Origin of the sequence: Pseudomonas sp. PIC25 (assembly GCF_002286785.1) — a bacterium.
GTDB lineage: Bacteria > Pseudomonadota > Gammaproteobacteria > Pseudomonadales > Pseudomonadaceae > Pseudomonas_M.
Genome location: NZ_MUJY01000045.1, coordinates 1 through 22971 on the forward strand (window position 1 = coordinate 1; position 22971 = coordinate 22971).

Sequence of the window (22971 nt, forward strand, 5' to 3'; positions counted from 1 at the left end):
CCCGTTCCCCCGCCTCGGTCACCGGACGCGAAACCGCGGGGCTCGGCCCGTCGCGACGGGCCTGCCAGTGGATCGCCCGGTTCATTTCCAGAGACCGATCTTTTCCAGTTCCGCCTGGAAATTCTCCCGGGTGATCAGAGTGACCTCGTCCATGGCGGTGTACTTGGGCGGCTCCTTGCCGGTGGTGACCCACTCGAACATCATCCGCGCGGTCTCGTAGCCTTCCACATGCGGGCTCGGCAGCATCGAGCCGAAGAACCCGCTCTTCGGCTTCTTCAGCTCGCCGATGGCGTCGGTGCCGTTGATGCCGATGCCGATCACGTTGTCGGCGCTGAAACCGGCGCTCTCGGTGGCACGCACGCCGCCAAGCACGGTGTTGTCGTTCATCCCGCCGATGATCAGGTTCTTCGCCCCGGCCGGCAGCTTGACCAGCGCCGAGTTGGTGGCATCCATGCTGCCGGGCACGTCGAGGGTCTTCTGCGGCGTGAAGAGGATGTGGTCCTCCGGCAGGCCGGCTTTCTTCAGCGCATCCACCGAACCGTCGGTGCGCTTCTTGCCGGTATCCAGCTCGTTATAGGTGTTGATGACCGCGTAGGTTTCATTCCAGTCCCAGCCGCGCTTCTTCGCCTCCTCGGCCATGGCGGCACCCTGCTTCTGGCCCACTTCGAAGGCCGCCATGCCCAGGTAGGGCACCTCTTCCATGAATTCGCCCTTGGCATCGATGAAACGGTCGTCCACCGCCATCACCTTGAGGTCGTTGAGCTTGGCCTTGGCGACGATGGCCGGGCCGAGGGACACGTCCGGCGGACAGATGACGAAGCCCTTGGCACCGTTGGCGGCCAGGCTGTCGATGGCGGAAAGGGTTTTCTCGCCGTCGGGCACGGCGATCTTGAGCACGGTGAAGCCCAGCTCCTTGCCCGCCTTCTCGGCGAATGCCCATTCGGTCTGGAACCAGGGTTCCTCGGGCTGCTTGACCAGGAACCCGATCTTCACCTCCTCGGCGGACGAGGCGCCGGCGAAGCCGAGCGCGCCGGCGGTGAGAGCGGCAAAGCACAGGGAACGAATCCCGCGACGACGAAACATAGCTACCTCCTTATTTTTATTGAATAGCTACAGCGTCCAGCGATCTTTCACGGCCACCGTGCCCCGGAAACAGCGGGGAGCGTATCGGACGTCAGGCCCTACAGTCTTATCATGTGATCAATAACCGAACGTGACCCACTTTTCATTCGTGATAAAGAACCGAGCGCCCACCATCGATGGTGATACACGCGGCATTGATGAACGGCGCCTCGTCGGTAGCGAGGAACAGCGCGGTCATGGCCACTTCCACCGGCTGGCCAATGCGCCGTGTCGGGTGCATGTCGAACGCGCGCTGGCGCTCGGCATGGGGATCGGGAAAGCCGTTCCAGTAGTCGATATTGAGCTGCGTCTCGATGTAGCCGGGGGCGATGGCGTTGACGCGGATGCCCTTGGGCGCGTACTCGATGCCCAGTGCGCGGGTCAGCCCGAGCAGGCCGTGCTTGGCCACCGGGTAGGGGAAGCAGCCAGGGATAATGTTGGTGGAGTGCACCGAGGCGATGTTGATGATGTTGCCCATGCCACGCGACAGCATGTGCGGCAGCACGGCCTTGCAGCCATGCCAGACGCCGTCCAGGTCGATGGCGAAGCAGCGCCGCCAGTCTTCGTCGGTCATTTCCAGCGGGTCGCGGAAGACGTTGACCCCGGCACAATTGACCAGCACATCGACCTTGCCGTAGCGCTCGATGGCCAGATCGACCAGCGCCTGCAACTGCGCCGACTGGGTGACATCCACCTGCATCGCCAGGACCTCGCCGCCGCGTTCGCGCCAGGCGGCGGCCACCCGTTCGGCCTTCTCGCCCTGGATGTCGCCGGTCACCACCTTCGCCTGCTGGGCCTGGAAGCAGGCCACGATGGCCTCGCCGATGCCCTGGGCGCCGCCGGTGACGATCACCACCTTGTCCTTCAGACGCTCGCCGCGCACCGGCTCGGGAACCGGCGGGAGAGAGAGGGGTAACGCCATGTCGATACACTCCTGCATGAATGGATGGACGCCGGCCAGGGCCGGCGCATGCGGGCTCAGCCGGCGAAACGCTGGCAGGCCAGGCCGGTGACGCCGACATCGGCCATCAGCACGGCGCCGTTCAATCCGCCACCGGCGCCGGCCGGGGCCGCGCTGGTGACGTACAAGGTGCTCAGGCCAGGGCCACCGAAGACGCAACTGGTGGGGTGGCTGACCGGCAGCTCCACCACCCGGTCGAGACTGCCGTCGGGGGCGAAGCGCAACAGGCAATGGCCGCCCCAGCGGGCGTTCCAGACGTAGCCCTCGGCATCCATCGCCGAGCCGTCGGGCACCCCGCGCGGATGCGGGCCGGCCCAGACGCTGCGGCCATCCAGCAGGTCGCCGTCGCCGAGGATGTTGTAGCGGTAGATGACGCCGTCCAGGCTGTCGGCGCAGTAGAGGGTGTCCGCCTTGCGGTTCCAGAGCAGCGTGTTGACGATGCCCATGCAGCCGAGCAGGCGGTTGACCACGCCATACTCGTCGACCCGGAACAGGCTGCCGGAGCGCCGGGTGATCGGCAGGTCGCCGCCCTTGGCGTCGAGGTTGTTCTGCATGGTGCCGAGCCAGAGCCTGCCCGCCGAATCGCAGCGGGCTTCGTTGGCGCGGTTGCCAGCGACGTTGTCGGCGACGCAGAGCAGCGTCAGGCGCGGATCCTCGGCGTGCGACGAGAGGTCCAGGCGATACACGCCGCTGGCCAGGGTTACCAGGGCGTCGCCGCTCTCGCAGGGAATGAAGGCGGAAACCGGCTCGTTGAAGCGCCACTGTTCGAAGCGGCCGTCACACAACCGGCAGGCCAGGAAACCGGCGATATCCACCCAGTACAGGGCCTGGTCGCGGCAATCCCAAAACGGCCCCTCGGCCAGCTTGAAGCGGTGATGCGACAGCGGCAGCCACTCCATACAACCTCCCGTCAGGGCGTGCTCATCCGCTGTTCGCGAGGCGCGAACAGTTCCGGATAGTGCTGAGAGATGGTCACGGCGGACCGCTCGATCAGGGTCATGCAGACCCACACGCCGCGCGCCACATCGCGAGCGGAGATGGCATCGGCCAGATCCTTGTGCAGCGAGAGGGTCTGCCCCAGTTCGTCCGGCACCGCCGAAGACACTTCGAACGACACCGCCATCTGCGCACCCAGGGCGGGCAGCATCTGCTCGATGAATTGATTGTGGCTGGCCGCCAGAATGGCTTCGTGGAAGCGCCGGTCGGCGTCGTTGTAGGCGTCCTTGTCGCCCATCGAGGCTTCCAGCATGCGGTAGGCCGCCTGGATCTCGGCGATCTGCTCCGGCGTCGCCCGCTGGCAGGCCCAGCGCACCGCGACCGGCTCGATGGTGCGGCGCAGGTCGAGCAGATCCATGACGAAGTTTTCCGGCAGGCCGTGTTGCGCCAGCCAGCCCACCACCTGCGGATCGAACAGGTTCCAATTGCGCACCGGCATGACCCGCGTACCGACCTTCGGCCCGACCTGGAGCATGCCCTTGGCCACCAGCGTCTTGATCGCTTCGCGCAGCACCGTCCGGCTGATGCCCAGCTCTTCGCAGAGATCCGCTTCGACCTTCAGCGACTGGCCCGGCAGAACATTGCCCGAGGCGATCCAGGAGCCCAGGCGGTCGACGGTCGATGCATGGAAACGGCTGGACATCGTCACCTCTGCCATGCGCGTTTATTTTTAGAGTGTTCTGCAGGCTAATCATCATATGATTGGTTGTCAACGATCGAAGCGACGCATGGTTGACCATGTCTCAAAGCAGCGGATCACGGGTGTTTTCGCCATCCACGAGGCGCGAAATACCGAGCGGGTTGGCGTTCTTCAGCGCGTCCGGCAAGAGCGCATCCGGGTAGTTCTGGTAGCACACCGGACGCAGGAAACGCTCGATGGCCAGGCTGCCCACCGAGGTGCCGCGCGCATCCGAGGTAGCGGGATAGGGCCCGCCGTGGACCATCGCATCGCAGACCTCCACCCCGGTCGGGTAGCCGTTGAGCAGCAGCCGACCGGCTTTTTGCTCTAACAGCGGGACCAGCGTGGCAAACGCCTCTAGGTCGACCGGCTCGGCGATCAGGGTGGCGGTGAGCTGGCCGCGCAGCCCGAGCAGGGCCTGACGCAATTGATCGGCACTGTCGACCTCCACCACCAGCGTGGTTGGCCCGAAGACCTCCTCCTGTAACAGCGCATCGCCTTCCCGCAGCAGGCGGACGTCGGCCTTGAACAATTGCGGCCAGGCCCGGTTGCCCTGCTGCGCCTGGCCGGCCAGATGCGTCACGCCGGAGTGCACTTGCAGGCGCGCCAGCCCTTGCGCGTAGCTCGCCAGGGTGCCGGCATTGAGCATCGTCTGCGGCGGCTGCTCGGCCATGTGCCCGGCGAGGCGCTCGACGAAACCGGAAAACGCCGGTGAACGGATGCCGATGACCAGGCCGGGATTGGTGCAGAACTGCCCGCAACCGAGCACCACCGAGGCGCTCAGTTCGGCGGCGATCGTCTCGCCGCGCGCCTTCAGCGCCTCCGGCAGGACGATCACCGGGTTGATGCTGGACATCTCGGCGAACACCGGAATCGGTTGCGGCCGGGTCGCCGCCATATCGCAGAGGGCGCGGCCGCCCCTCAGCGAACCGGTGAACCCCACTGCCTGGATCGCCGGATGCTTGACCAGCCACTCGCCGACCCCACCGCCGTAGACCATGTTGAACACCCCGGCCGGCATGCCGGTACGTTCGGCGGCGCGGATCAGCGCATCCGCCACCCGCTCCGACGTGGCCAGGTGGCCGCTGTGCGCCTTGAACACCACCGGGCAACCGGCGGCCAGGGCTGCGGCCGTATCGCCGCCTGCGGTGGAAAAGGCCAAGGGAAAATTGCTGGCACCGAACACCGCCACCGGGCCGAGGCCGATGCGGCACTGGCGCAGATCGGGGCGCGGCAGCGGTTGCCGGTCGGGCAACGCACGGTCGATGCGCGCGCCATGGAAGTCGCCGCGCCGCAGCACCCGGGCGAACAGCCGCAACTGATTGCTGGTGCGGGCGCGCTCGCCCTGGATACGCGCCGGCGGCAGCGCGGTTTCACGACATACCGTGGCGATGAATTCATCGCCCAGGGCATCGATCTCGGCAGCGATGGCATCAAGGAATTCGGCGCACCGGGCGGGCGGCAGGCTGCGATACACCGGGTAGGCCTCGGCGGCGGCCCGCGCGGCGGCATCCACTTCGTCGGAGGTCGCCTGGTGGAAGCGATGAGGCAGCACCTCGCCGCTGGCGGCATCGACGCTGTAGAGGATGACATCGCCGGCCGCGCTGCGCCCACCGCCGATATAGTTATGACCGAGAATGTCCGACATGGAGGCTCCTTGAAGAGGGTTCCGGGCAGGCGCCGCGCTACAACGCGCAGACTCCGCCTGCCGAGATGACCGGGGCACGCACCTCGATGCCGTTGCATAGCGGTTCGCCGAAAGCATCCTGGGCGATCTCGAAGCGATCGCCCGGCTGGGCCCTGATGCCATCGGCGAACGACAGGGTGGCGGTGCCGAAGAAGTGCACATGCACATCGCCGGGCCGGAGGAACTGCGCGTACTTGAAATGGTGGTACTCGAGGTTTTCCAGGCTGTGACACATGTTGTCCTCGCCGGAGAGGAACTCCCGTTCCCAGAGCACCTCGCCGTTGCGCCGGATGCGGCTGGTACCCGCCAGATGACGGGGCAGTTCGCCCAGGCGCAGCTCCGGGCCGAAGGCGCAGTAGCGCAGTTTGGAATGGGCCAGATAGAGGTAGTTCTTGCGCTCGACGACATGGTCGGAGAATTCGTTGCCGAGAGCGAAGCCCAGGCGATAGGGCTTGCCGTCGTCGCCGATCACATACAACCCGGTCAGTTCCGGTTCCTCGCCGAAGTCCTCGGCGAAGTCCGGCGCTGGGAAATCCGCCCCCGGGCGCACCACGATGCTGCCGTCGCCCTTGTAGAACCATTCCGGCTGGGTGCCGACGCGACCGGGTTGCGGACGTCCGCCTTCGAGCCCCCAGCGGAACATGCGCATGCTGTCGGTCAGTTTGTCTTCCTGCTGCTCGCTCTGCTGGTGCATCTTGTCGCGGGTCGCGGCGCTGCCCAGATGGGTCAGGCCGGTGCCGCTGATCAGGCAGTGGGCCGGGTCTTCGTGATCCAGCGGCGGCAGCACGCGCCGCTCGGCCAGCAGCTCGCGGTAGAGCGGGCCAGGCTCGCAGCCGCGCGCCTGCACTTCCTCGGCCAGACCGCGCCCATTGCGGATCGCCGCCAGGGCCAGCTCGCGGGTACTGCGCGCCTGCGCCACGACCTCGATGCGCTCGCCGGCCACCACGCCGACCCGACGCTCGCCATTGGGGTTCTCGAACTGGATCAGGCGCATGCCGGGCTCCTTGGGTCTGTTTTCGGTTGCGATGCCGGCACTTTAAAAATCCCGGAGGCTGCTGCCTAATGACGGCTTCTGATCGAGCGATAACTTTTCCTCATCCCCATGATCGCTTCCCTGCCCGCCATCGTTTCCCGCCTGCGCCTGAAGCAGCTCCGCCTGCTCATCGCCCTCGACGAGCACGGCTCGCTGCACCGCGCCGCCGAACGCATCGCCATCACCCAGCCGGGTGCGACCAAGGCCCTGCACGAGATCGAAAGCACCTTCGGCACCAGCCTGTTCACCCGCACCAGCCAGGGCCTGGAACCGAACGACCTGGGCCGCTGCGTGATCCGCTACGCGCGGCTGATCCACAGCGACCTGGCGCACCTGCGCGAAGAGATGATCGGGATTCTCCAGGGCCACGGCGGACGGCTGGCGGTGGGCGCCATCATGGGCGCGGTGCCGTTGCTGCTGCGCGCCCTCGGGCGTCTGCGGGAGAAGCAGCCGGAGCTGTCGGTGGAGATCGTCGAAGACACCAGCGCGCGCCTGCTCGACCTGATCGACCAGGGCCGTCTCGACCTGGCCATCTGCCGCACCAGCGTCAGCCGCCGGCCGGACGCCTACGACTGTCTGTGCCTGTACGGCGAACCGCTATGGGTGGTGTGCAATCCCGACAACCCGCTGTTGCGGGCGGAACGCCTGGAGCTACAGGACCTCGGCGACTGCCGCTGGGTGGTCTACCCGACCAACATGCCCATGCGCCTGCTGCTGGAGCGGGAATTCCGCGAAGCGGGCCTGGAATTCCCGCGCTATCCGCTGGAAACCTCCTCCACCTTCACCACCCTGACGCTGCTGCAACAGGACTCGGCGCTGATCGCCCTACTGCCCGAAGAGGTGGCTGCCTCCGCCGCGCGCTTCGGCATGCTCGCCCGGCTGCCGCTGCACCTGCGCTCGGCCAGCGAACCCTACGGCGTCATCAGCCGCCACGGCGCCAGCCTGCCGCCACCGGCGCTGCTGTTGCTGGATGAGCTGAGGCTGGAGGCGGACTAGGCTGGCGCTTGCGTACGCCTTCCTGCTCTCCTGGCGAACGGACCGGCAAGGGACGAATTCATTCGCCCCTACGGTTGAGCCCCTGCCCCGTGCAATGCAAGCAACCCTAGCCCCGCAGACGCAGCGGGTCGACCAGCCCAGCAGCCACCGCCATGCCCACCAGATCCGGCAGGGTCTCGGCCTGCATGCGTTTCATCACCCGCGAGCGGTAGAGGTCGACGGTCTTCACGCTGACGTCGAGCTGCTCGGCGATCTCCCGGTTGGTGTAGCCGCGCACCAGCGGCAGCAATACATCGCGTTCGCGCGGGGTGAGGCTGTCCAGACGCGCCTGGACTTCGGCCAGGCCGGCGCCGGCCGTGGGTTGTACGGCGAAGCGGCTCAGCGCCTGCTGCACGCTGTCCAGCAACAACTGCTCGTTGTAGGGCTTTTCGATGAAGTCCACCGCGCCGGCACGGAAGGCGCGGACCACGATGGGCACGTCGGCGTGGCCGCTGACGAAGATCACCGGCAGATCCAGGCCATGGGCGCGCATTTCTTCCTGCACGTTCAGCCCGCCCATGCCGGGCATGCGCACGTCCAGCAGCACGCAGGCGTTCAGGCGCGGATCGCAGGCGGCGAGGAAATCCCGGCCGTTGGTGAATGGCAGGGCCTTGAGGCCGACCGATTCGAGCAGCCAGACCGTCGAATCGAGCATGCCCTGGTCGTCATCCACCACGTAGACGAGCTGTTCGGGTTGTTGCGACATCGTCACTCCTGTTGTTCTTCTCGTACCCTGGGCTCTTCCGCGCGGCCCAGCGGCAGCCGGCATTCCAGACGCAGGCCGGAGGTCTCGCCGGGACGTGCTTCGAGGGCGCCGCCGAAACCTTCGACGATGCTGCGGCTCATGGACAGGCCGAGCCCCAGCCCATCCGGCTTGCTGGTGTAGAACGGCGTGAACATCTGCGCCAGGGCCTGTTCGCTGGCGCCAGGCCCTTCGTCGCTCACGCCGATGCACAGCTGGGCGCCATCGCGCCGCGCATCGAGGCGGATGCGCGACGGTGCGCCGGGATGGGCCTCGCGATTGGCGTCGATGGCATTGCGCAGCAGATTGAGCAGCACCTGCTCGATCAGCACCGGGTCGGCATAGACCGGCGGCAGATTGTCCGCCAGATGCTCATCGATCGTCACTTGGCAATTGGTCGCCTCCCACAGGCAGAGGCGTACCGCCTCGCGCGCCACCTGCGCCACGTCGAGCGCCTGGGTGCGTCGTTGACCCTTGCGCAGGAAGGCACGCAGCCGCTTGATGACTTCCGAGGCGTGGTTGGCGTGTTCGGTGATGCGCTCCAGCCCTTGGGCGACTCGCTCGGCCGCCTGGGGGTTGCTGCCGAGGGATTGCAGGTAGCGCTGGCTGGCGCTGGCGTAGTTGACCACCGCCGCCAGGGGCTGGTTGATCTCATGGGCGATGCCGGACGCCAGTTCGCCCAGCGTGACCAGCCGCGCCGTGTGCGCCAGTTCGTCCTGGTGGCGGCGTTGCTGGGCCTCGCGCAGCTCGCGCTCAGTCATGTCGCGGGCCACCAGCGAGTAATAGCGCTCGCCGCTGGCGGCACAGTGCGCCAGCAGCACCAGGGAGACCGGCAGGGAGGCCGCATCGCCCAGCGGCTGCAAGCGCGCCTCGGCGCTCCATACGCCAGAAGCATCGGCGGTGCGCCAACCGTCGCGTCGCAAGGCGGCCATGTCCTGCGCCGCCAGCAGGGCATCCAGCGTCGGCAGCGGGGCATCGTCGGCGATCCGCAAGGCGCGGCGGGCGGAAGGATTGAGGTGGGTCAGGTGCCCCTCGGGATCGAGGAACAGCACCAGGTCGGTGTTCGCCTCCACCACCTCGGCCAGACGCCGGCGATTCTCCTCGGCCTGGACGCGGGCGGTGATGTCCCGCGAAACGCTGACGATTTCCACCACCGCGCCGGTGTAGGTCTCGCGGATCGCCCGGCTGGCCGTCTCGAACCACAGGTAATGACCGTCGCGGTGACGGATACGGTAGGTCATGGTGTGGTAGCCGTCCTGCTCCAGCGCCTCGCGGGTGCTCTGCTCCAGTTGTGCCTGGTCCTGGGGATGGAACAGTGTCTGGACGAAGCGCCCACGCAGCTCTTCCGGCCAGTAGCCGAGCAGAGTCCAGGAAGCCGGCGATGCATCGAGGAAGCAACCGTCGGGGGTGTGGCGGGAAATCAGGTCGGTGGTGTTCTCGGTGATCAACCGGTACAGCCGCCGGGCCCGCGCCGCCTCGCGTTCGTCGCGAACCGCCTCGGTCGCCTGGCGGGCTCGCGCCAGGACGCGCCCGGCCACCCGGTCGGGAATGAATGTCCAGATGAAAATGTCATCGTCCAGCTCCGCCTCGACGCCCTCGATGGGACGCGCCTGCTCCAGACAGGCTCGCACGAGTTGCACGTGGTTCACCGGCAGGTAGGCGTCCACCTCGGCCACCGGACGCTCGCCGAGCAGCGCCTGGAGCGCGGCGTTCAGCTCCAGCGGCCGCGCCTCGGCATCCAGCAGCAGGCTGGGCTGCGGGTCGGCCCCTGGCAGCAGCGCTCCGCGCACCGGCAGCGCGACGGCGAGCAGGGTATCCAGCAGCTCGTGGACCAACCCCAGCCAGTGCAGGTCGACGCCCTCTGCCACCTCAATCAACAGCAGCCCCGGCTGGCCCTCGTCCAGTGCCAGCGACAGCGCCTGGCCATGGCTGATCGCCGCGCGGCGCAGCCGTCCGGCCAGCCAGCAGGGCAACTGGCGCAGCTCGGCGAAGGTCAGCCGACGGCGCTCCAGCAGGGTATCGAACAGCGACTGGTCGCTGGCCTGCAGCGGATCGCCGAAGCCGGGCGGCAATTGCTGGGCCCGACCTGCGTGGCTGTAGATGCCGCTGTCGGGCTGCCAGCACAGGTAGAACGCCTGACGTACCTCCGGGCAGGCCTGCAGCGCGTGGCGCAGGGCATCGGCGCGCTCCGCCAGCGGTACCGCTTCCTGTTGCAAACGCAACCAGCTTTGCAACTGCACCCGCATGTCGTACATCGCCACCCTCCCGTTCGTCGCCTCGATCCGGTTCCGAGCGCACCGGAGCGCGAGCATCGCCGTTGTACAGCACAGCGTAAAGCGGTTCCGAATCAAATATAGTATTTTCACTATACTACACTGGTAGTACTTCCATAAAAATCAGAACAGATATATAAATCACCCAGACAAAGAAACCATCCTCCCAGATCGTCGTGCCGGGGAGGACAGAGCTAACAAACAGCCACTGGGTGCCCGCATGTCGATTTACGAACAAGGCCTTTCGCCTGCCGCCGTCAACCACATCGCCCTTTCCCCGCTCAGCTTCATCGAGCGTACCGCCGCCGTTTACCCGCACTACCCCGCCGTGATCCACGGCTCGATCCGCCGCACCTGGGCGGAAACCTACGCGCGCTGCCGACGCCTCGCCTCGGCCCTGGCCGGCCGCGGCATCGGCAAGGGCGACACGGTAGCGGTGATGCTGCCGAACATCCCGGCGATGCTGGAGGCGCACTTCGGCGTGCCGATGATCGGCGCGGTACTCAATACCTTGAACGTTCGCCTGGATGCCGAGGCCATCGCCTTCATGCTGCAGCACGGCGAAGCCAAGGTATTGATCGCCGACCGCGAGTTCCACGACGTCATCCATGCGGCGGTGGGCATGCTCGATCACCCGCCGCTGGTGATCGACGTGGACGACCCGGAGTACGGCGAAGGCCGCCCGGTCAGCGAGTTGGACTACGAGGCCCTGCTCGCCGAGGGCGACCCGGCGTTCGCCTGGCAGTGGCCGGCCGATGAGTGGCAAGCCATCAGCCTCAACTACACCTCCGGCACCACCGGCAACCCGAAGGGCGTGGTCTACCACCACCGCGGCGCCTACCTGAACGCCCTGGGCAACCAGATGACCTGGGCCATGGGCAACCACCCGGTCTACCTCTGGACCCTGCCGATGTTCCACTGCAACGGCTGGTGCTACCCCTGGACCGTCACTGCGCTGGCCGGTGTACACGTGTGCCTGCGCCGGGTCGATCCGCAAAAGGTCCTCACCCTGATCCGCGAACACCAGGTCACCCACCTGTGCGGCGCGCCCATCGTGCTCAACGCCCTGGTGAACATGCCGGAGTCGGCCAAGGCCGCCATCGATCATCCGGTGAAGGCCATGGTCGCCGGCGCCGCACCGCCGGCCAAGGTGATCGGCGCGGTGGAGGAAATGGGCATCCAAGTCACCCACGTCTACGGCCTCACCGAGGTCTATGGTCCGGTCACCGTCTGCGCCTGGCATGAAGAATGGGATTCCCTGCCGCTGGATGAGCGGGCCCGCATCAAGTCGCGCCAGGGCGTGCGCTACCCGACCCTGGAAGGCGTGATGGTGGCCGATCCGAAGACCCTGGCGCCAACGCCCCGGGACGGCCAGACCATTGGCGAAATCTTCATGCGCGGCAACACCGTGATGAAGGGCTACCTGAAGAACCCCAGCGCCACTGCCGAAGCCTTCGAGGGCGGCTGGTTCCACACCGGCGACCTGGGCGTATGCCACCCGGACGGCTACGTGGAAATCCGCGACAGGCTGAAGGACATCATCATCTCCGGCGGCGAGAACATTTCCACCATCGAACTGGAAGGCGTGCTCTACCGCCACCCGGCCGTGCTGGAAGCCGCTGTGGTGGCGCGCCCGGACGAGAAATGGGGCGAGACGCCCTGCGCCTTCGTCACCCTCAAGGCCGACCACCGGCAGGTCAGCGAGGCCGACATCATCGGCTTCTGCCGTGAGCACCTGGCCGGCTTCAAGGTGCCGAAGACGGTGGTCTTCACCACCTTGCCGAAGACCTCCACCGGCAAGATCCAGAAGTTCGTCCTGCGCGACATGGCCAAGGCGCTCTGACCCACGCGCAATACCCGGAGCGGCCCGCGCCGCTCCCGGGCCTCGCCATGCCCGCGAAAAGCCGTTTGCACAACAACAAGAACCGGCCCACGGGGCCAACGGAGAACCGCAATGCAAGTATTCAAGCGTCGTGACGGCGACGAACAGCCCCACTGGTCCCTCGGCCCGTTCAAGGTCCGCCTGCCGTTCGTCCATTACCGCTGGGAAACCGCCGAGATGCTCCAGGCGCTGATCATGTTCGTGGTCAGCCTGGGCATGATCCCGCTGCTGGAGAAGTACCTCGGCCTGCCCTACGACGTCGCCCTCGCCTACGTGGTGATCTGCGGCATCGGCTTCATGCTCCCGGCCCTGCTCGGCGTGCCGCTGGTGCCCGGCTGGATCACCCCCGGCATCCCCGTGGTACTGCTGTTCCTCAGCGACTACCAGCCCGGCCCGCAGGCGATCCAGGCACTGTTCGCCCTGCAGTTCCTGGTATTTCTGATCTTCCTCCTGCTCGGGGTGACGCGCCTGGGCAGCGTGATGGTGCGCCTGGTGCCCAACTCGATGAAGGGCGGCATCATCATCGGCGCCGGCATGGCCGCGCTGATGGGCGAGATCCAGACCGGCGGGCGCCTGGCCAACACCCCGGTGTCCCTGGTGCTGGGCAGTCTGATCTGCCTGTACCTGATGTTCTCGGTGTCGTTCAAAGGCCTCACCGAGCGCGTGCCGATGGCACGCAGGATCGTCAACTACGGCATGGTGCCGGGCATGCTGGTGGCGATCTTCATCGGTATCGCGGTGGGCGAGTACAAGGTCCCGGACATCCGCTGGGGTATCACCCGGCCGGCCTTCGACCAGCTCTGGCAGTACCTGCCGTTCAGCCTGGGCTTCCCCGACGCGAAGATTTTCCTCTACGCCGTGCCCACCGCGCTGATCGCCTACATCATCGCCTTCGGCGACATCATCGTCGGCCAGTCGCTGATGCAGCGCGCCGATGAGCTGCGCACCGACGAGAAGATCGACAACAACGTCGACCGCATCCATCTGGTCACCGCGTTGCGCAACGCCTTGCATGCCTTCTTCGCGCCCTACCCCGGCCTCGCCGGCCCGCTGTGGACCGCCGCCGCGGCGACCATGGCCGAGCGCTACAAGTACGGACGTAAGGCAATGGACTCGATCTTCAGCGGCGCCGGCACCTTCTGGATCACCGGTTTCATCGCCCTGTTCATCTTGCCGCTGGTGAGCTTCTTCCAGCCGGTGCTGCCGATCGCCCTGTCGCTGACGCTGATCCTCACCGGCTACATCTGCCTGATGGTCGGCTTCGAGCAGCTCGACAACAACACCGAGCGCGGCATCGCCGGCACCATGGGCGTGGTCCTCGCGGTGTATGGCGCGGGCTGGGGCCTGGCTGCCGGCGCGGCGCTGTACATCCTGGTCGAGCGCACCCACCTGCTGTGCTTCGCCAGCCCGAAAACCTCCGTCAGCGGCTCACCCGATGCCGACTGACCCTACGGGCCGGCGGCACATGCCGGCCCCTTTTTATTCCTTACCGGCCGGGGGTTTGCCCCGGCGTCCTGCATGAGGTGACCGATGTCCGAGTTCAACGCCCCCCTGCGCGACATGCGTTTCGTCCTGCACGAGGTTTTCGATGCCCCGGCGCTCTGGGCCCGCCTGCCGGCTCTGGCCGGCACGGTGGATGGCGATACCGCCGACGCCATCCTCGAAGAAGCGGCCAAGGTCACCGGCCAGCTCATCGCCCCGCTGAGCCGTGGCGGCGACGAGGAAGGCGCGCAGTGGAAGGACGGCGCGGTGACCACCCCGGCCGGCTTCAAGGAAGCCTACGCCACCTACACCGAAGGCGGCTGGGTTGGCCTCTCCGGCAATCCGGCCCACGGCGGCATGGGCATGCCGAAGATGCTCGCCGTGCAGTTCGAGGAAATGCTCTACGCGGCCGACTCCAGCTTCGCCCTCTACTCGGCGTTGAGTGCCGGTGCCTGCCTGGCCATCGACGCCCATGCCGACGAATCGCTGAAAAGCCGCTACCTGCCGCCGATGTACGAAGGCCGCTGGGCCGGCTCCATGTGCCTGACCGAGCCCCACGCCGGCACCGACCTCGGCCTCATCCGCACCCGCGCCGAACCGCGGGCGGACGGCAGCTACGCCATCACCGGCACCAAGATTTTCATCACCGGCGGCGAACAGGATTTGACCGAGAACATCGTCCACCTGGTGCTGGCCCGCCTGCCGGACGCCCCGGCCGGTCCCAAGGGCATCTCGCTGTTCCTGGTACCCAAGGTGCTGGTCGATGACGACGGCAACCTGGGTGAGCGCAATGCCGTGTCCTGCGGCTCCATCGAGCACAAGATGGGCATCAAGGCGTCGGCCACCTGTGTGATGAACTTCGACGGTGCCAGCGGCTGGCTGGTCGGCGAAGCCAACAAAGGGCTCGCCGCGATGTTCACCATGATGAACTACGAACGCCTGTCCATCGGCATCCAGGGCATCGGCTGCGCCGAGGCGTCGTACCAGGCCGCCGTGGCCTATGCCCGCGAGCGTATCCAGAGTCGTGCGCCGACCGGCCCGGTGGCGAAGGACAAGCCTGCCGACCCGATCATCGTCCACCCTGACGTGCGCCGCATGCTGCTGACCATGAAAGCCATGACCGAGGGCGGCCGCGCCTTCGCCTGCTTCGTCGGCCAGCAGCTCGACCTGGCCAAATTCGCCGACGACGCCAACGAGCAGCGCGAAGCCGAAGCGCTGTTGGCGTTGCTCACGCCGGTGGCCAAGGCCTTCTTCACCGACACCGGTCTGGACAGCTGCGTACACGGCCAGCAGGTGTTCGGCGGCCACGGCTACATTCGTGAATGGGGTCAGGAGCAGCGGGTGCGCGATGTGCGCATCGCCCAGATTTACGAAGGCACCAACGGCATCCAGGCCCTCGACCTGCTCGGCCGCAAGGTGGTGGGCAACGGCGGCGCCACACTGCGGCGCTTCACCGGCCTCATCCGCGCTTATGCCGAATCGCCCGCCGCGCCCTATCGCGAGGCGCTGCTGGACGCTGTCCGCCGCCTGGAAGATGTCAGTGCCTGGCTGCTCGACCGCGCCGCGCAGAACCCCGCCGAAATCGGCGCCGCCTCGGTGGACTACCTGCACCTGTTCGGCTACGTCGCCTACGCCTGGCTGTGGTCGCGGATGGCCGAAGTGGCCGAGCGCCGGCAGGCCGAGGACGTAGCCTTCTACGGCGCCAAGCGGGCCACCGCCGCGTTCTTCTTCCAGCGCCTGCTGCCACGCACCCTCGCCCTGGAGGCAGGTATCCGCGCCGGCAGTACCTCGTTGTACGGATTGGCTGCGGACCAGTTCTAAGTTGCGTGAGCGCGGGCGCCGCCTCTTGGCGCCGCGTTCTTTTTCATTGCGCGCCCCCTGCGGGGTGCACCGGAGAGACCCATGCGTGAAGTCGTGATCGTCGCTGCCCGCCGCACCGCCATCGGTGCCTTCCAAGGTTCCCTGAGCCGCATTCCGGCCGCCGGGCTGGGCGCGACGGTGATCCGTAGCCTGCTCGCCGACAGTGGCCTGGCCGGCGAGCAGGTGGACGAAGTGATCCTCGGCCAGGTGCTCACCGCCGGCGCCGGGCAGAACCCCGCGCGCCAGGCAGCGCTGAACGCCGGCCTGCCGCACACGGTACCGGCCATGACCTTGAACAAGGTCTGCGGCTCGGGCCTCAAGGCGGTGATCCTCGGCGCCCAGGCGATCCGCTGCGGCGATGCCGAGGTGGTGATCGCCGGCGGCCAGGAGAACATGAGCCTGTCGCCCTTCGTCCTGCCCGGCGCCCGCACCGGCCTGCGCATGGGCCACGGCAAGCTGGTGGACAGCATGATCGAGGACGGCCTCTGGGATGCCTTCAACCAGTACCACATGGGCATCACCGCGGAGAACCTGGCCGAGCAGTACGGCATCACCCGCTGCGAGCAGGATGCCTTTGCCGCCCGTTCGCAACAACGCGCCTGCGCCGCCATCGAAGCCGGGCGCTTCACCGGGGAGATCGTCCCGGTCGAGATTCCCCAGCGCTACGGCGACACCGTGATCTTCCAGCAGGACGAACAGCCGCGGGCCGGCACCACCGTCGATGGTCTCGCCACGTTGCGTCCGGCGTTCAAGGGCGATGGCAGCGTCACCGCTGGCAACGCCTCCACCCTCAACGACGGTGCCGCCGCGGTGCTGCTGATGAGCGCCGCCAAGGCCGCCGCCCTTGGCCTGCCGGTGTTGGCACGGATCGCCGCCCACGCCAGCGCCGGGGTCGATCCGGCGATCATGGGCATCGGCCCGGTGTTCGCCACCTGCCGCGCCCTGGAAAAGGCCGGCTGGACGCTGGAACAGCTCGACCTGGTGGAAGCCAACGAAGCCTTCGCCGCCCAAGCCCTCGCCGTTGGCCGCGAACTCGGCTGGGACAGTGCCAAGGTCAACGTCAACGGCGGCGCCATCGCCCTCGGTCATCCCATCGGCGCCTCGGGTTGTCGTATCCTCGTCAGCCTTTTGCACGAGATGCGCCGCCGCGAAGCCCGCAAGGGGCTGGCGACCCTGTGCATCGGCGGCGGCCAGGGCGTGGCCCTGGCGCTCGAGCGCGACTGAAACCACAACGACAACGACGGGCGCCCGGCGCGCCCCGCAGGATCGGCTATGCGTACCCTCACCACCCTCGTTGGCAACAGCCAGAAACTCGATGGCGGCGCCATGTTCGGCAACGCCCCGCGCGCGCTCTGGGAGCGCTGGATGCCAGCGGACGAGCACCACCGTATCGACCTCGGCTGCCGTGCCCTGCTGGTCCGCGAGGACGATCGCAACGTCCTGGTGGAAACCGGCATCGGTGCCTTCTTCTCCCCGGAGATGAAACGTCGCTTCGGCGTGCAGGAAGACCGCCACGTACTGCTCGACAGCCTGGCGGCGGTGGGCCTGTGCGATGCCGACATCGACGTGGTGGTACTCACCCACCTGCACTTCGACCACGCCGGTGGTCTGCTCGCCGCCTGGGAAGACGGCAAGGCCCCGCGCCTGTTGTTCCCCAACGCGCGCTTCGTCACCGGCCGCCGTCAGTGGCAGCGCGCTTGCAACCCGCACCCGCGCGACCGGGCATCCTACATACCGGCACTACTCGAACTACTGGAAGCCAGTGGGCGCCTGGAACTCGTGGATGGCGAAGGCGGCTTCTCCCTGCTCGGCCCGGACTGGCGCTTCCACTGGAGCGACGGCCACACGCCGGGCCAGCTCCTGCCGGAGATCGCCATGCCCGACGGCCCGGTGGTGTTCGCCGGCGACCTGATTCCCGGCGCGCCCTGGGTCCACCTGCCCATCACCATGGGCTACGACCGCTTTCCCGAGGGCCTGATCGAAGAGAAGGAACGCCTGCTCGACAGCCTGCTGGCACGCAACGGCCGGCTGGTGTTCACCCACGACCCGGCGACCGCCCTGGGCCGGGTGAGCCGCGACGACAATGGCCGCTATACCCTGGTCGAAGCCAGTGCCGAGGTGCGTGACCTGGCGACCTGAAGCACGCAAAAACAGGACATATCTCACAGATCGTCTGCCAAGGGCTGCCGGAATCCGAAACACAACGGAACCGGCCGGCAGCACAGCGCTTGCGGGGGCCCCTCTCGGTGTGGCAATCAGCGTGACGGACCCGTCAGTCGGAATCCGCCCCTGCTCACTCCACACCTTGGGAGACAAGGATGCCAACACCCACCTTCCCCCGTTCGCGTACCATCCCGACAACCACCTCCCCCTTGCGCCTTGCGGCAGCGCTGCTGGCGCTATCGGCCAGCGCCAGCCCGCTCGCCATCGCCAGTCCAGCCGCAGGCGGCAGCCACCGCGAGCCGGTCTTCGCCTACCCGCTGGTCAAGGGCGCCGCGCTGTCCAGCACCAACGGTGTCTACGTCAACGCCCGGGACGAACTGTTCGTCACCAGTGTCGTCGGTCGCAGCATCACCCAGTTGAACCCCCGTAGCGGCCGAGTGATCCGCACCCTCGGCCCGGCACAGGGCGTCGAGGCGCCGGACGATCTGGTCTTCGACCATGCCGGCAACCTCTACTGGACCGCCTTCCTAACCGGGGAAATCGGCCGCCTGACGCCGGACGGCGAGAAAACCACCGTGGCCAACCTCGGGCGCGGGGTCAACGCCATCACGATTTCCGACGACGGCAACACCCTCTATGTCAGCCGCGTGTTTCTCGCCGACGAGGTGTGGCAGATCGACCTGACCGGCGCCAACCCGCCGCGCCTGCTCGCCAACAACCTCGGCGGCTTCAACGGCATGGACCTAGGCCCCGACGGCAAGCTCTACGGCCCACTGTGGTACCACGGCCAGGTGGCGCGCATCGACCCGGCCAGCGGCGGCGTCGAGATCGTCGCCAGCGGCCTGAGCACTCCGGCGGCGGTCAAGTTCAACGCCGCCGGCGACCTGTTCGTCATCGACCAGGCGCGCGGCCAGGTGCTGCGGGTGGACGTGGAGAACGGCGCGCTGCAAACGGTCGCCGAGGTGGGCGAAGGCGCCGACAACCTGGCCTTCGACTCGAAAGGCACGCTTTACGTCTCCAACGCCCACGACGCGGCGATCCGGCGCGTGACGCTGAACGGCGACGCGGGCGACGTCCGCCGGCTCACCCGCGGCGGCATGACCACCGGCGCCGGCATCGCCGTGCACAAGAGGGATGGGCGCGAATCCGTGTTCGTCGCGGACATCTACTCGTTGCGCGAGTACGCCCCGCGCAGCGGCCGCCTGCGCGGCATCGCCCACAGCATCGTGGGCGGCGTCACCCCGTTGAACACGCCATTCAGCGTGGGCGCCCATGGCGATTACCTGGTCACCACCTCCTGGTTCTCCAATGCCGTGCAGGTCTGGGACCCGGAACTGGAAACCGTGGTGGCCGACCACCGCGACTTCTCCGTGCCGCTCAACGCCATCGGCTTCGGCAACGATCTGGCGGTGGCGGAACTGGGCAGCCGCTGCGTCATGCAGCGTCCGGCCAACACCATCGAGCGCAACCCGCTGGGCTGCGGCTTCAGCGTGCCGGTGGGCCTGGCGCAACGCGACGGCAAGCTCTGGGTATCGGACTGGGCCACCGGCTCGGTCTGGCAAGTCGCCGAAGGCTACAAGGCCCTGGCGACACCCAAACTGATCGCCGACGGATTCGCCCAACCGGAGGGCCTGGCCGCCACACCGTCCGGCGCGCTGCTGGTGGTGGAAACCGGCGCCGACCGCCTGGTGAAACTCGACCTCGCAACGGGCAAGCGCACGGTACTGGCGAAGGACCTGCCGGTCGGTAACAGCGGCACGCCGGGCTATCCGCCGTCGTGGATTTTCAACGGCGTGGCAGTGGACGACTGCGGTGTGGCCTACGTGACCGTCGACGGCGACCGCAGCGTTCGCCGCATCGCCGATCTACAGGCCGTGCGTTGCGAGCTGGGGCGTAGTCATCGCTGACGTCGAGCCGTTCTTGGGGCTTCTGGAGGGGCGGCTTCGCGAGTTGTGAAGCATCCACCTCCGTCCCTCACAGTCCCCAGAACAAACACCCACTCCAACTCCCCAAGCAAACACCCCCGTCCTGTACTTCACTCAAAGACACCCTCAGGTATCCACAAGACCGGGAGGAGCGCATGAGCACTCGGATCTTCGTCAACCTTCCTGTGAAAGACCTGGACCGTTCGATGGCCTTCTACGAGCGCCTGGATTTCGAGCTGGACCTTCGCTTCACCAACGACAGCAGCGCCTGCCTGGAAATCGCCGACGGCCTCTACCTCATGCTGCTCACCGAGGCGCGCTTTCGCGAGCGCATCGGCGGGCCGTCCTGCGATGCACAACGCAGCAGCGAGGTGCTGGTCAGCCTGGCCCTGGACAGCCACCAGGAAGTGGACAAGCTGCTGAACAAGGCCGTGGCGGCCGGCGCTCGTGTCCATGGGGAGCCGCAGGATCATGACTTCCTCCACGCCCGCACCTTCCGCGACCCGGACGGGCATCTGTGGGAGTTGGTGCATCAATATCCCGACGTGGTTTAGGCGGGCCGCTTCACATCCCGCCGCTGACACCCAGGCTCAGGCCGAGCGCGGCAGCCAGGGAAAACGGCAGCAACAGCGTGTCCAGCAAGGCGCTGGCGGGCAGGTCGAGGGCGGCGTATTTCGGCGGCTCGGCACCGAAACGGTCGAGCGGGCAGCAACCGCCGTTGAGGCTGTACCAATCCAGCCGCGTGCCGGAATAGACGATCGGCGCCCCCGGTTTGGCCGCGTCCAGCGTCCGCACCGTAGCGCACCCGCCCAGCGCCAGGACCAGTACCAGGGCACTCGCCGCCCGCACCATCCGCACGCCGCTACTCCTCACTCACCACATGGTGCTCGCCCCAGCGCGGCAGCATGTCCTGGGGAATGTTCAGCACGTTGAGGATGCGCGCCACCACGAAATCGACGAGGTCGTCCACCGTCTGCGGCTGGTGATAAAACCCCGGCGAGGCCGGCAGGATCACCGCACCGAGGTTGGAGAGCTTGAGCATATTCTCCAGGTGGATGCTGGAATACGGTGCCTCGCGCGGCACCAGCACCAGTTGGCGGCGCTCCTTGATCACCACGTCGGCGGCCCGCTCGATCAGGTTATTGCAGGCGCCAGTGGCGATGGCAGACAGGGTGCCAGTGGAACAGGGCACCACCACCATGGCGCTCGGCGCGCCGGAGCCCGAGGCCGGCGATGCCATCCAGTCTTCCTTGCCATAAACGCGAATCTGCCCCGGCGCGGCGCCGGTGTATTCGCTGAGAAACGCCTGCATCGCCTGCGGCTTGCCCGGCAGGGTGACGTCGGTCTCGGTGGCGATCACCAGTTGCGCCGCCTTGGAGATCAGGAAGTGCACCTCGCGTTCTTCCTGGATCAGGCAATCCAGTAGACGCAGGCCATATTGGGCGCCTGAGGCACCGGTCATGGCGAGGGTGACGCGCTCCGGTCCGCTCATGAAAAACTCCTTAAGCCTCTAGCGCTTTGGCCAGCTTCCTATGTAGTCCGCCAAAGCCGCCATTGCTCATGATCACCACCTGGGTGCCCGGCGCGACCTGACCCTTCACCCGCGCGATGATCGCCTCCAGCGTGTCGCAGACCACCGCCGGCACCGGACAGGCCGCCGCGGTGGCACCGAGGTCCCAGCCAAGGTTCGGCGGTGCGTACCAGATCACCTGGTCGGCCTGCTGCACCGACTCCGGCAGGCCGTCGCGGTGGGCGCCCAGCTTCATGGAGTTGGAGCGCGGCTCGATGATGGCGATCACCGGCGCGTCGCCGACCTTCTTGCGCAGGCCGTCCAGCGTGGTGGCGATGGCCGTGGGGTGGTGGGCGAAGTCGTCGTAGACCGTTACGCCATTCACCTCGGCGACCTTCTCCATGCGCCGCTTGACGCTCTTGAACAGGCTCAGCGCCTCGGCACCCTGCTTCGGCAGCACGCCCACATGCCGCGCCGCCGCCAAGGTGGCGAGGGCATTAGCAACGTTGTGCCGGCCGCTCAGCTCCCAATCCACCACGCCCTGCACCTCGCCGTCGAAGACCACCTCGAAGCGCGAGCCGTCCTCGACCAGCAGGTTGGCCTGCCACTGGCCGCCGTCGCCGGTAGTCTGCACCGGCGTCCAACAGCCCATGTCAAGCACACGGCGGATGGCTTCTTCGGAGGTCGGGTGGATGATCAGGCCCTCGCCGGGAATCGTCCGCACGAGGTGGTGGAACTGCCGCTCGATGGCGGCGAGGTCGGGAAAGATGTCGGCGTGGTCGAACTCCAGATTGTTCAGGATCGCCGTGCGCGGGTGGTAGTGGACGAACTTGGATCGCTTGTCGAAGAAAGCGCTGTCGTACTCGTCAGCCTCCACCACGAAGAACGGCGTACCGCCCAGCCGCGCGGACACACCGAAATTCTGCGGCACGCCGCCGATGAGAAAGCCCGGGCTCATGCCCGCATGCTCCAGCACCCAGGCCAGCATGCTGGTGGTGGTGGTCTTGCCGTGGGTCCCGGCCACACCCAGCACCCAGCGGCCTTGCAGTACATGGTCGGCCAACCATTGCGGACCGGAGACATAGGGCAGGCCCTTGTTCAGCACGTACTCCACCGCCGGGTTGCCGCGCGACAGCGCATTGCCGATCACCACGAGGTCCGGCTCCGGTTGCAAATGGGCCGGCTCGTAGCCCTGCATCAACTCGATGCCTTGGGCTTCCAACTGAGTGCTCATGGGGGGATAGACATTGGCATCGGAGCCGGTGACGCGATGCCCCAGCTCCTTCGCCAGGACGGCCAGCGAGCCCATGAAGGTGCCGCAGATGCCGAGGATGTGGATATGCATGAATGACCTCTGAAACGGGCCGGAACGGCCCGACTAACATGGGCCGCAGGTTAGCACAGGCAGCCCGGCGGTTGAGTCAGAGGTAGGATAGAAGGCGACTCGAAGCGAAGGGGACTTATCTCGATTGCGCACAACTCCCGGCTGATGGTCGAAGGAGATCGTTTGATCAAGCAGGCAATCTTGCGCAGGCTGAAGCCTTGGGCATGACCGAGTTGAATGGTGGCGCGCTCTTCGACGCTGAGTTCGGAATAAGACATAGGGGCAGCACCGTACCGG

General features: G+C 67.0%; 19 protein-coding genes and 1 pseudogene. 8 read left to right on the forward strand and 12 right to left on the reverse strand.

All coding sequences use genetic code 11. The features are described 5' to 3' along the window. Positions 1 to 81 precede the first annotated feature (81 nt). From BZL41_RS04085 to araD1, 6 genes are all read right to left on the reverse strand, one after another. The gene (locus tag BZL41_RS04085; RefSeq protein WP_095598116.1) at positions 82 to 1083 is read right to left on the reverse strand and encodes a substrate-binding domain-containing protein; all 1002 of its coding nucleotides are present in this window, start codon (positions 1081 to 1083) and stop codon (positions 82 to 84) included. A gap of 142 nt (positions 1084 to 1225) precedes the next feature. Further along, a complete protein-coding gene (locus BZL41_RS04090) occupies positions 1226 to 2044 on the reverse strand; it encodes an SDR family oxidoreductase (RefSeq protein WP_095598117.1) in 819 nt (272 codons plus the stop codon). A gap of 56 nt (positions 2045 to 2100) precedes the next feature. Beyond that, on the reverse strand, positions 2101 to 2982 hold the full coding sequence (locus tag BZL41_RS04095; RefSeq protein WP_095598118.1) for an SMP-30/gluconolactonase/LRE family protein: 882 nt from the start codon (positions 2980 to 2982) through the stop codon (positions 2101 to 2103). A gap of 11 nt (positions 2983 to 2993) precedes the next feature. Next, positions 2994 to 3722 (reverse strand): FadR/GntR family transcriptional regulator, encoded by a 729-nt coding sequence (locus tag BZL41_RS04100; protein ID WP_095598119.1) that lies wholly within the window; start codon positions 3720 to 3722, stop codon positions 2994 to 2996. Positions 3723 to 3822: 100 nt separating this feature from the next. Next, positions 3823 to 5406, reverse strand: a complete 1584-nt coding sequence (locus tag BZL41_RS04105; protein WP_095598120.1) for an aldehyde dehydrogenase (NADP(+)) — start codon at positions 5404 to 5406, stop codon at positions 3823 to 3825. Between the two features lie 37 nt (positions 5407 to 5443). Then, positions 5444 to 6439 (reverse strand): AraD1 family protein, encoded by a 996-nt coding sequence (gene araD1, locus BZL41_RS04110; protein WP_095598121.1) that lies wholly within the window; start codon positions 6437 to 6439, stop codon positions 5444 to 5446. Positions 6440 to 6547: 108 nt separating this feature from the next. Here araD1 and BZL41_RS04115 point away from each other — a divergent pair, with 108 nt between their 5' ends. Then, a complete protein-coding gene (locus BZL41_RS04115; protein WP_095598122.1) occupies positions 6548 to 7474 on the forward strand; it encodes a LysR family transcriptional regulator in 927 nt (308 codons plus the stop codon). A 106-nt stretch (positions 7475 to 7580) separates the two neighbouring features. Here the strand turns inward: BZL41_RS04115 and BZL41_RS04120 are convergent, their stop codons facing one another. Beyond that, positions 7581 to 8219, reverse strand: a complete 639-nt coding sequence (locus tag BZL41_RS04120; RefSeq protein WP_095598123.1) for a response regulator transcription factor — start codon at positions 8217 to 8219, stop codon at positions 7581 to 7583. A gap of 2 nt (positions 8220 to 8221) precedes the next feature. After that, entirely contained in the window at positions 8222 to 10510 is a 2289-nt protein-coding gene (locus BZL41_RS04125) for a PAS domain S-box protein (protein ID WP_095598124.1), read from the reverse strand. A 238-nt stretch (positions 10511 to 10748) separates the two neighbouring features. Here BZL41_RS04125 and BZL41_RS04130 point away from each other — a divergent pair, with 238 nt between their 5' ends. The 7 genes from BZL41_RS04130 (at position 10749) to BZL41_RS04160 (ending at position 20394) form a co-directional block, all read left to right on the forward strand. Next, on the forward strand, positions 10749 to 12371 hold the full coding sequence (locus BZL41_RS04130) for an acyl-CoA synthetase (protein ID WP_095598125.1): 1623 nt from the start codon (positions 10749 to 10751) through the stop codon (positions 12369 to 12371). 111 nt (positions 12372 to 12482) lie between these two features. Beyond that, positions 12483 to 13856, forward strand: coding sequence for a solute carrier family 23 protein (locus BZL41_RS04135; RefSeq protein WP_095598126.1), 1374 nt, complete (start codon positions 12483 to 12485; stop codon positions 13854 to 13856). 84 nt (positions 13857 to 13940) lie between these two features. Then, positions 13941 to 15713: an acyl-CoA dehydrogenase C-terminal domain-containing protein gene (locus BZL41_RS04140; RefSeq protein ID WP_095598127.1), complete on the forward strand. Its 1773-nt coding sequence runs from the start codon at positions 13941 to 13943 to the stop codon at positions 15711 to 15713. Between the two features lie 81 nt (positions 15714 to 15794). Beyond that, positions 15795 to 16976, forward strand: coding sequence for an acetyl-CoA C-acetyltransferase (locus BZL41_RS04145; RefSeq protein ID WP_095598128.1), 1182 nt, complete (start codon positions 15795 to 15797; stop codon positions 16974 to 16976). A 48-nt stretch (positions 16977 to 17024) separates the two neighbouring features. Next, positions 17025 to 17891, forward strand: a complete 867-nt coding sequence (locus BZL41_RS04150) for an MBL fold metallo-hydrolase (protein ID WP_095598129.1) — start codon at positions 17025 to 17027, stop codon at positions 17889 to 17891. Positions 17892 to 18070: 179 nt separating this feature from the next. After that, positions 18071 to 19822, forward strand: a complete 1752-nt coding sequence (locus BZL41_RS04155; protein ID WP_095598130.1) for an SMP-30/gluconolactonase/LRE family protein — start codon at positions 18071 to 18073, stop codon at positions 19820 to 19822. Positions 19823 to 19995: 173 nt separating this feature from the next. After that, complete coding sequence (locus BZL41_RS04160) at positions 19996 to 20394, forward strand: VOC family protein (protein ID WP_095598131.1); 399 nt, start codon at positions 19996 to 19998, stop codon at positions 20392 to 20394. A gap of 10 nt (positions 20395 to 20404) precedes the next feature. Here the strand turns inward: BZL41_RS04160 and BZL41_RS04165 are convergent, their stop codons facing one another. From BZL41_RS04165 to BZL41_RS04180, 4 genes and pseudogenes are all read right to left on the reverse strand, one after another. Beyond that, positions 20405 to 20692 (reverse strand): YceK/YidQ family lipoprotein, encoded by a 288-nt coding sequence (locus BZL41_RS04165; RefSeq protein WP_095598132.1) that lies wholly within the window; start codon positions 20690 to 20692, stop codon positions 20405 to 20407. A 10-nt stretch (positions 20693 to 20702) separates the two neighbouring features. Beyond that, positions 20703 to 21332, reverse strand: a complete 630-nt coding sequence (gene ubiX, locus BZL41_RS04170; RefSeq protein WP_095598133.1) for a flavin prenyltransferase UbiX — start codon at positions 21330 to 21332, stop codon at positions 20703 to 20705. Positions 21333 to 21342: 10 nt separating this feature from the next. Then, positions 21343 to 22695, reverse strand: coding sequence for a UDP-N-acetylmuramate:L-alanyl-gamma-D-glutamyl-meso-diaminopimelate ligase (gene mpl / locus BZL41_RS04175; protein ID WP_095598134.1), 1353 nt, complete (start codon positions 22693 to 22695; stop codon positions 21343 to 21345). 131 nt (positions 22696 to 22826) lie between these two features. Next, positions 22827 to 22952, reverse strand: a pseudogene (locus BZL41_RS04180) (helix-turn-helix domain-containing protein); the annotation flags it as partial. Positions 22953 to 22971: the final 19 nt, after the last annotated feature.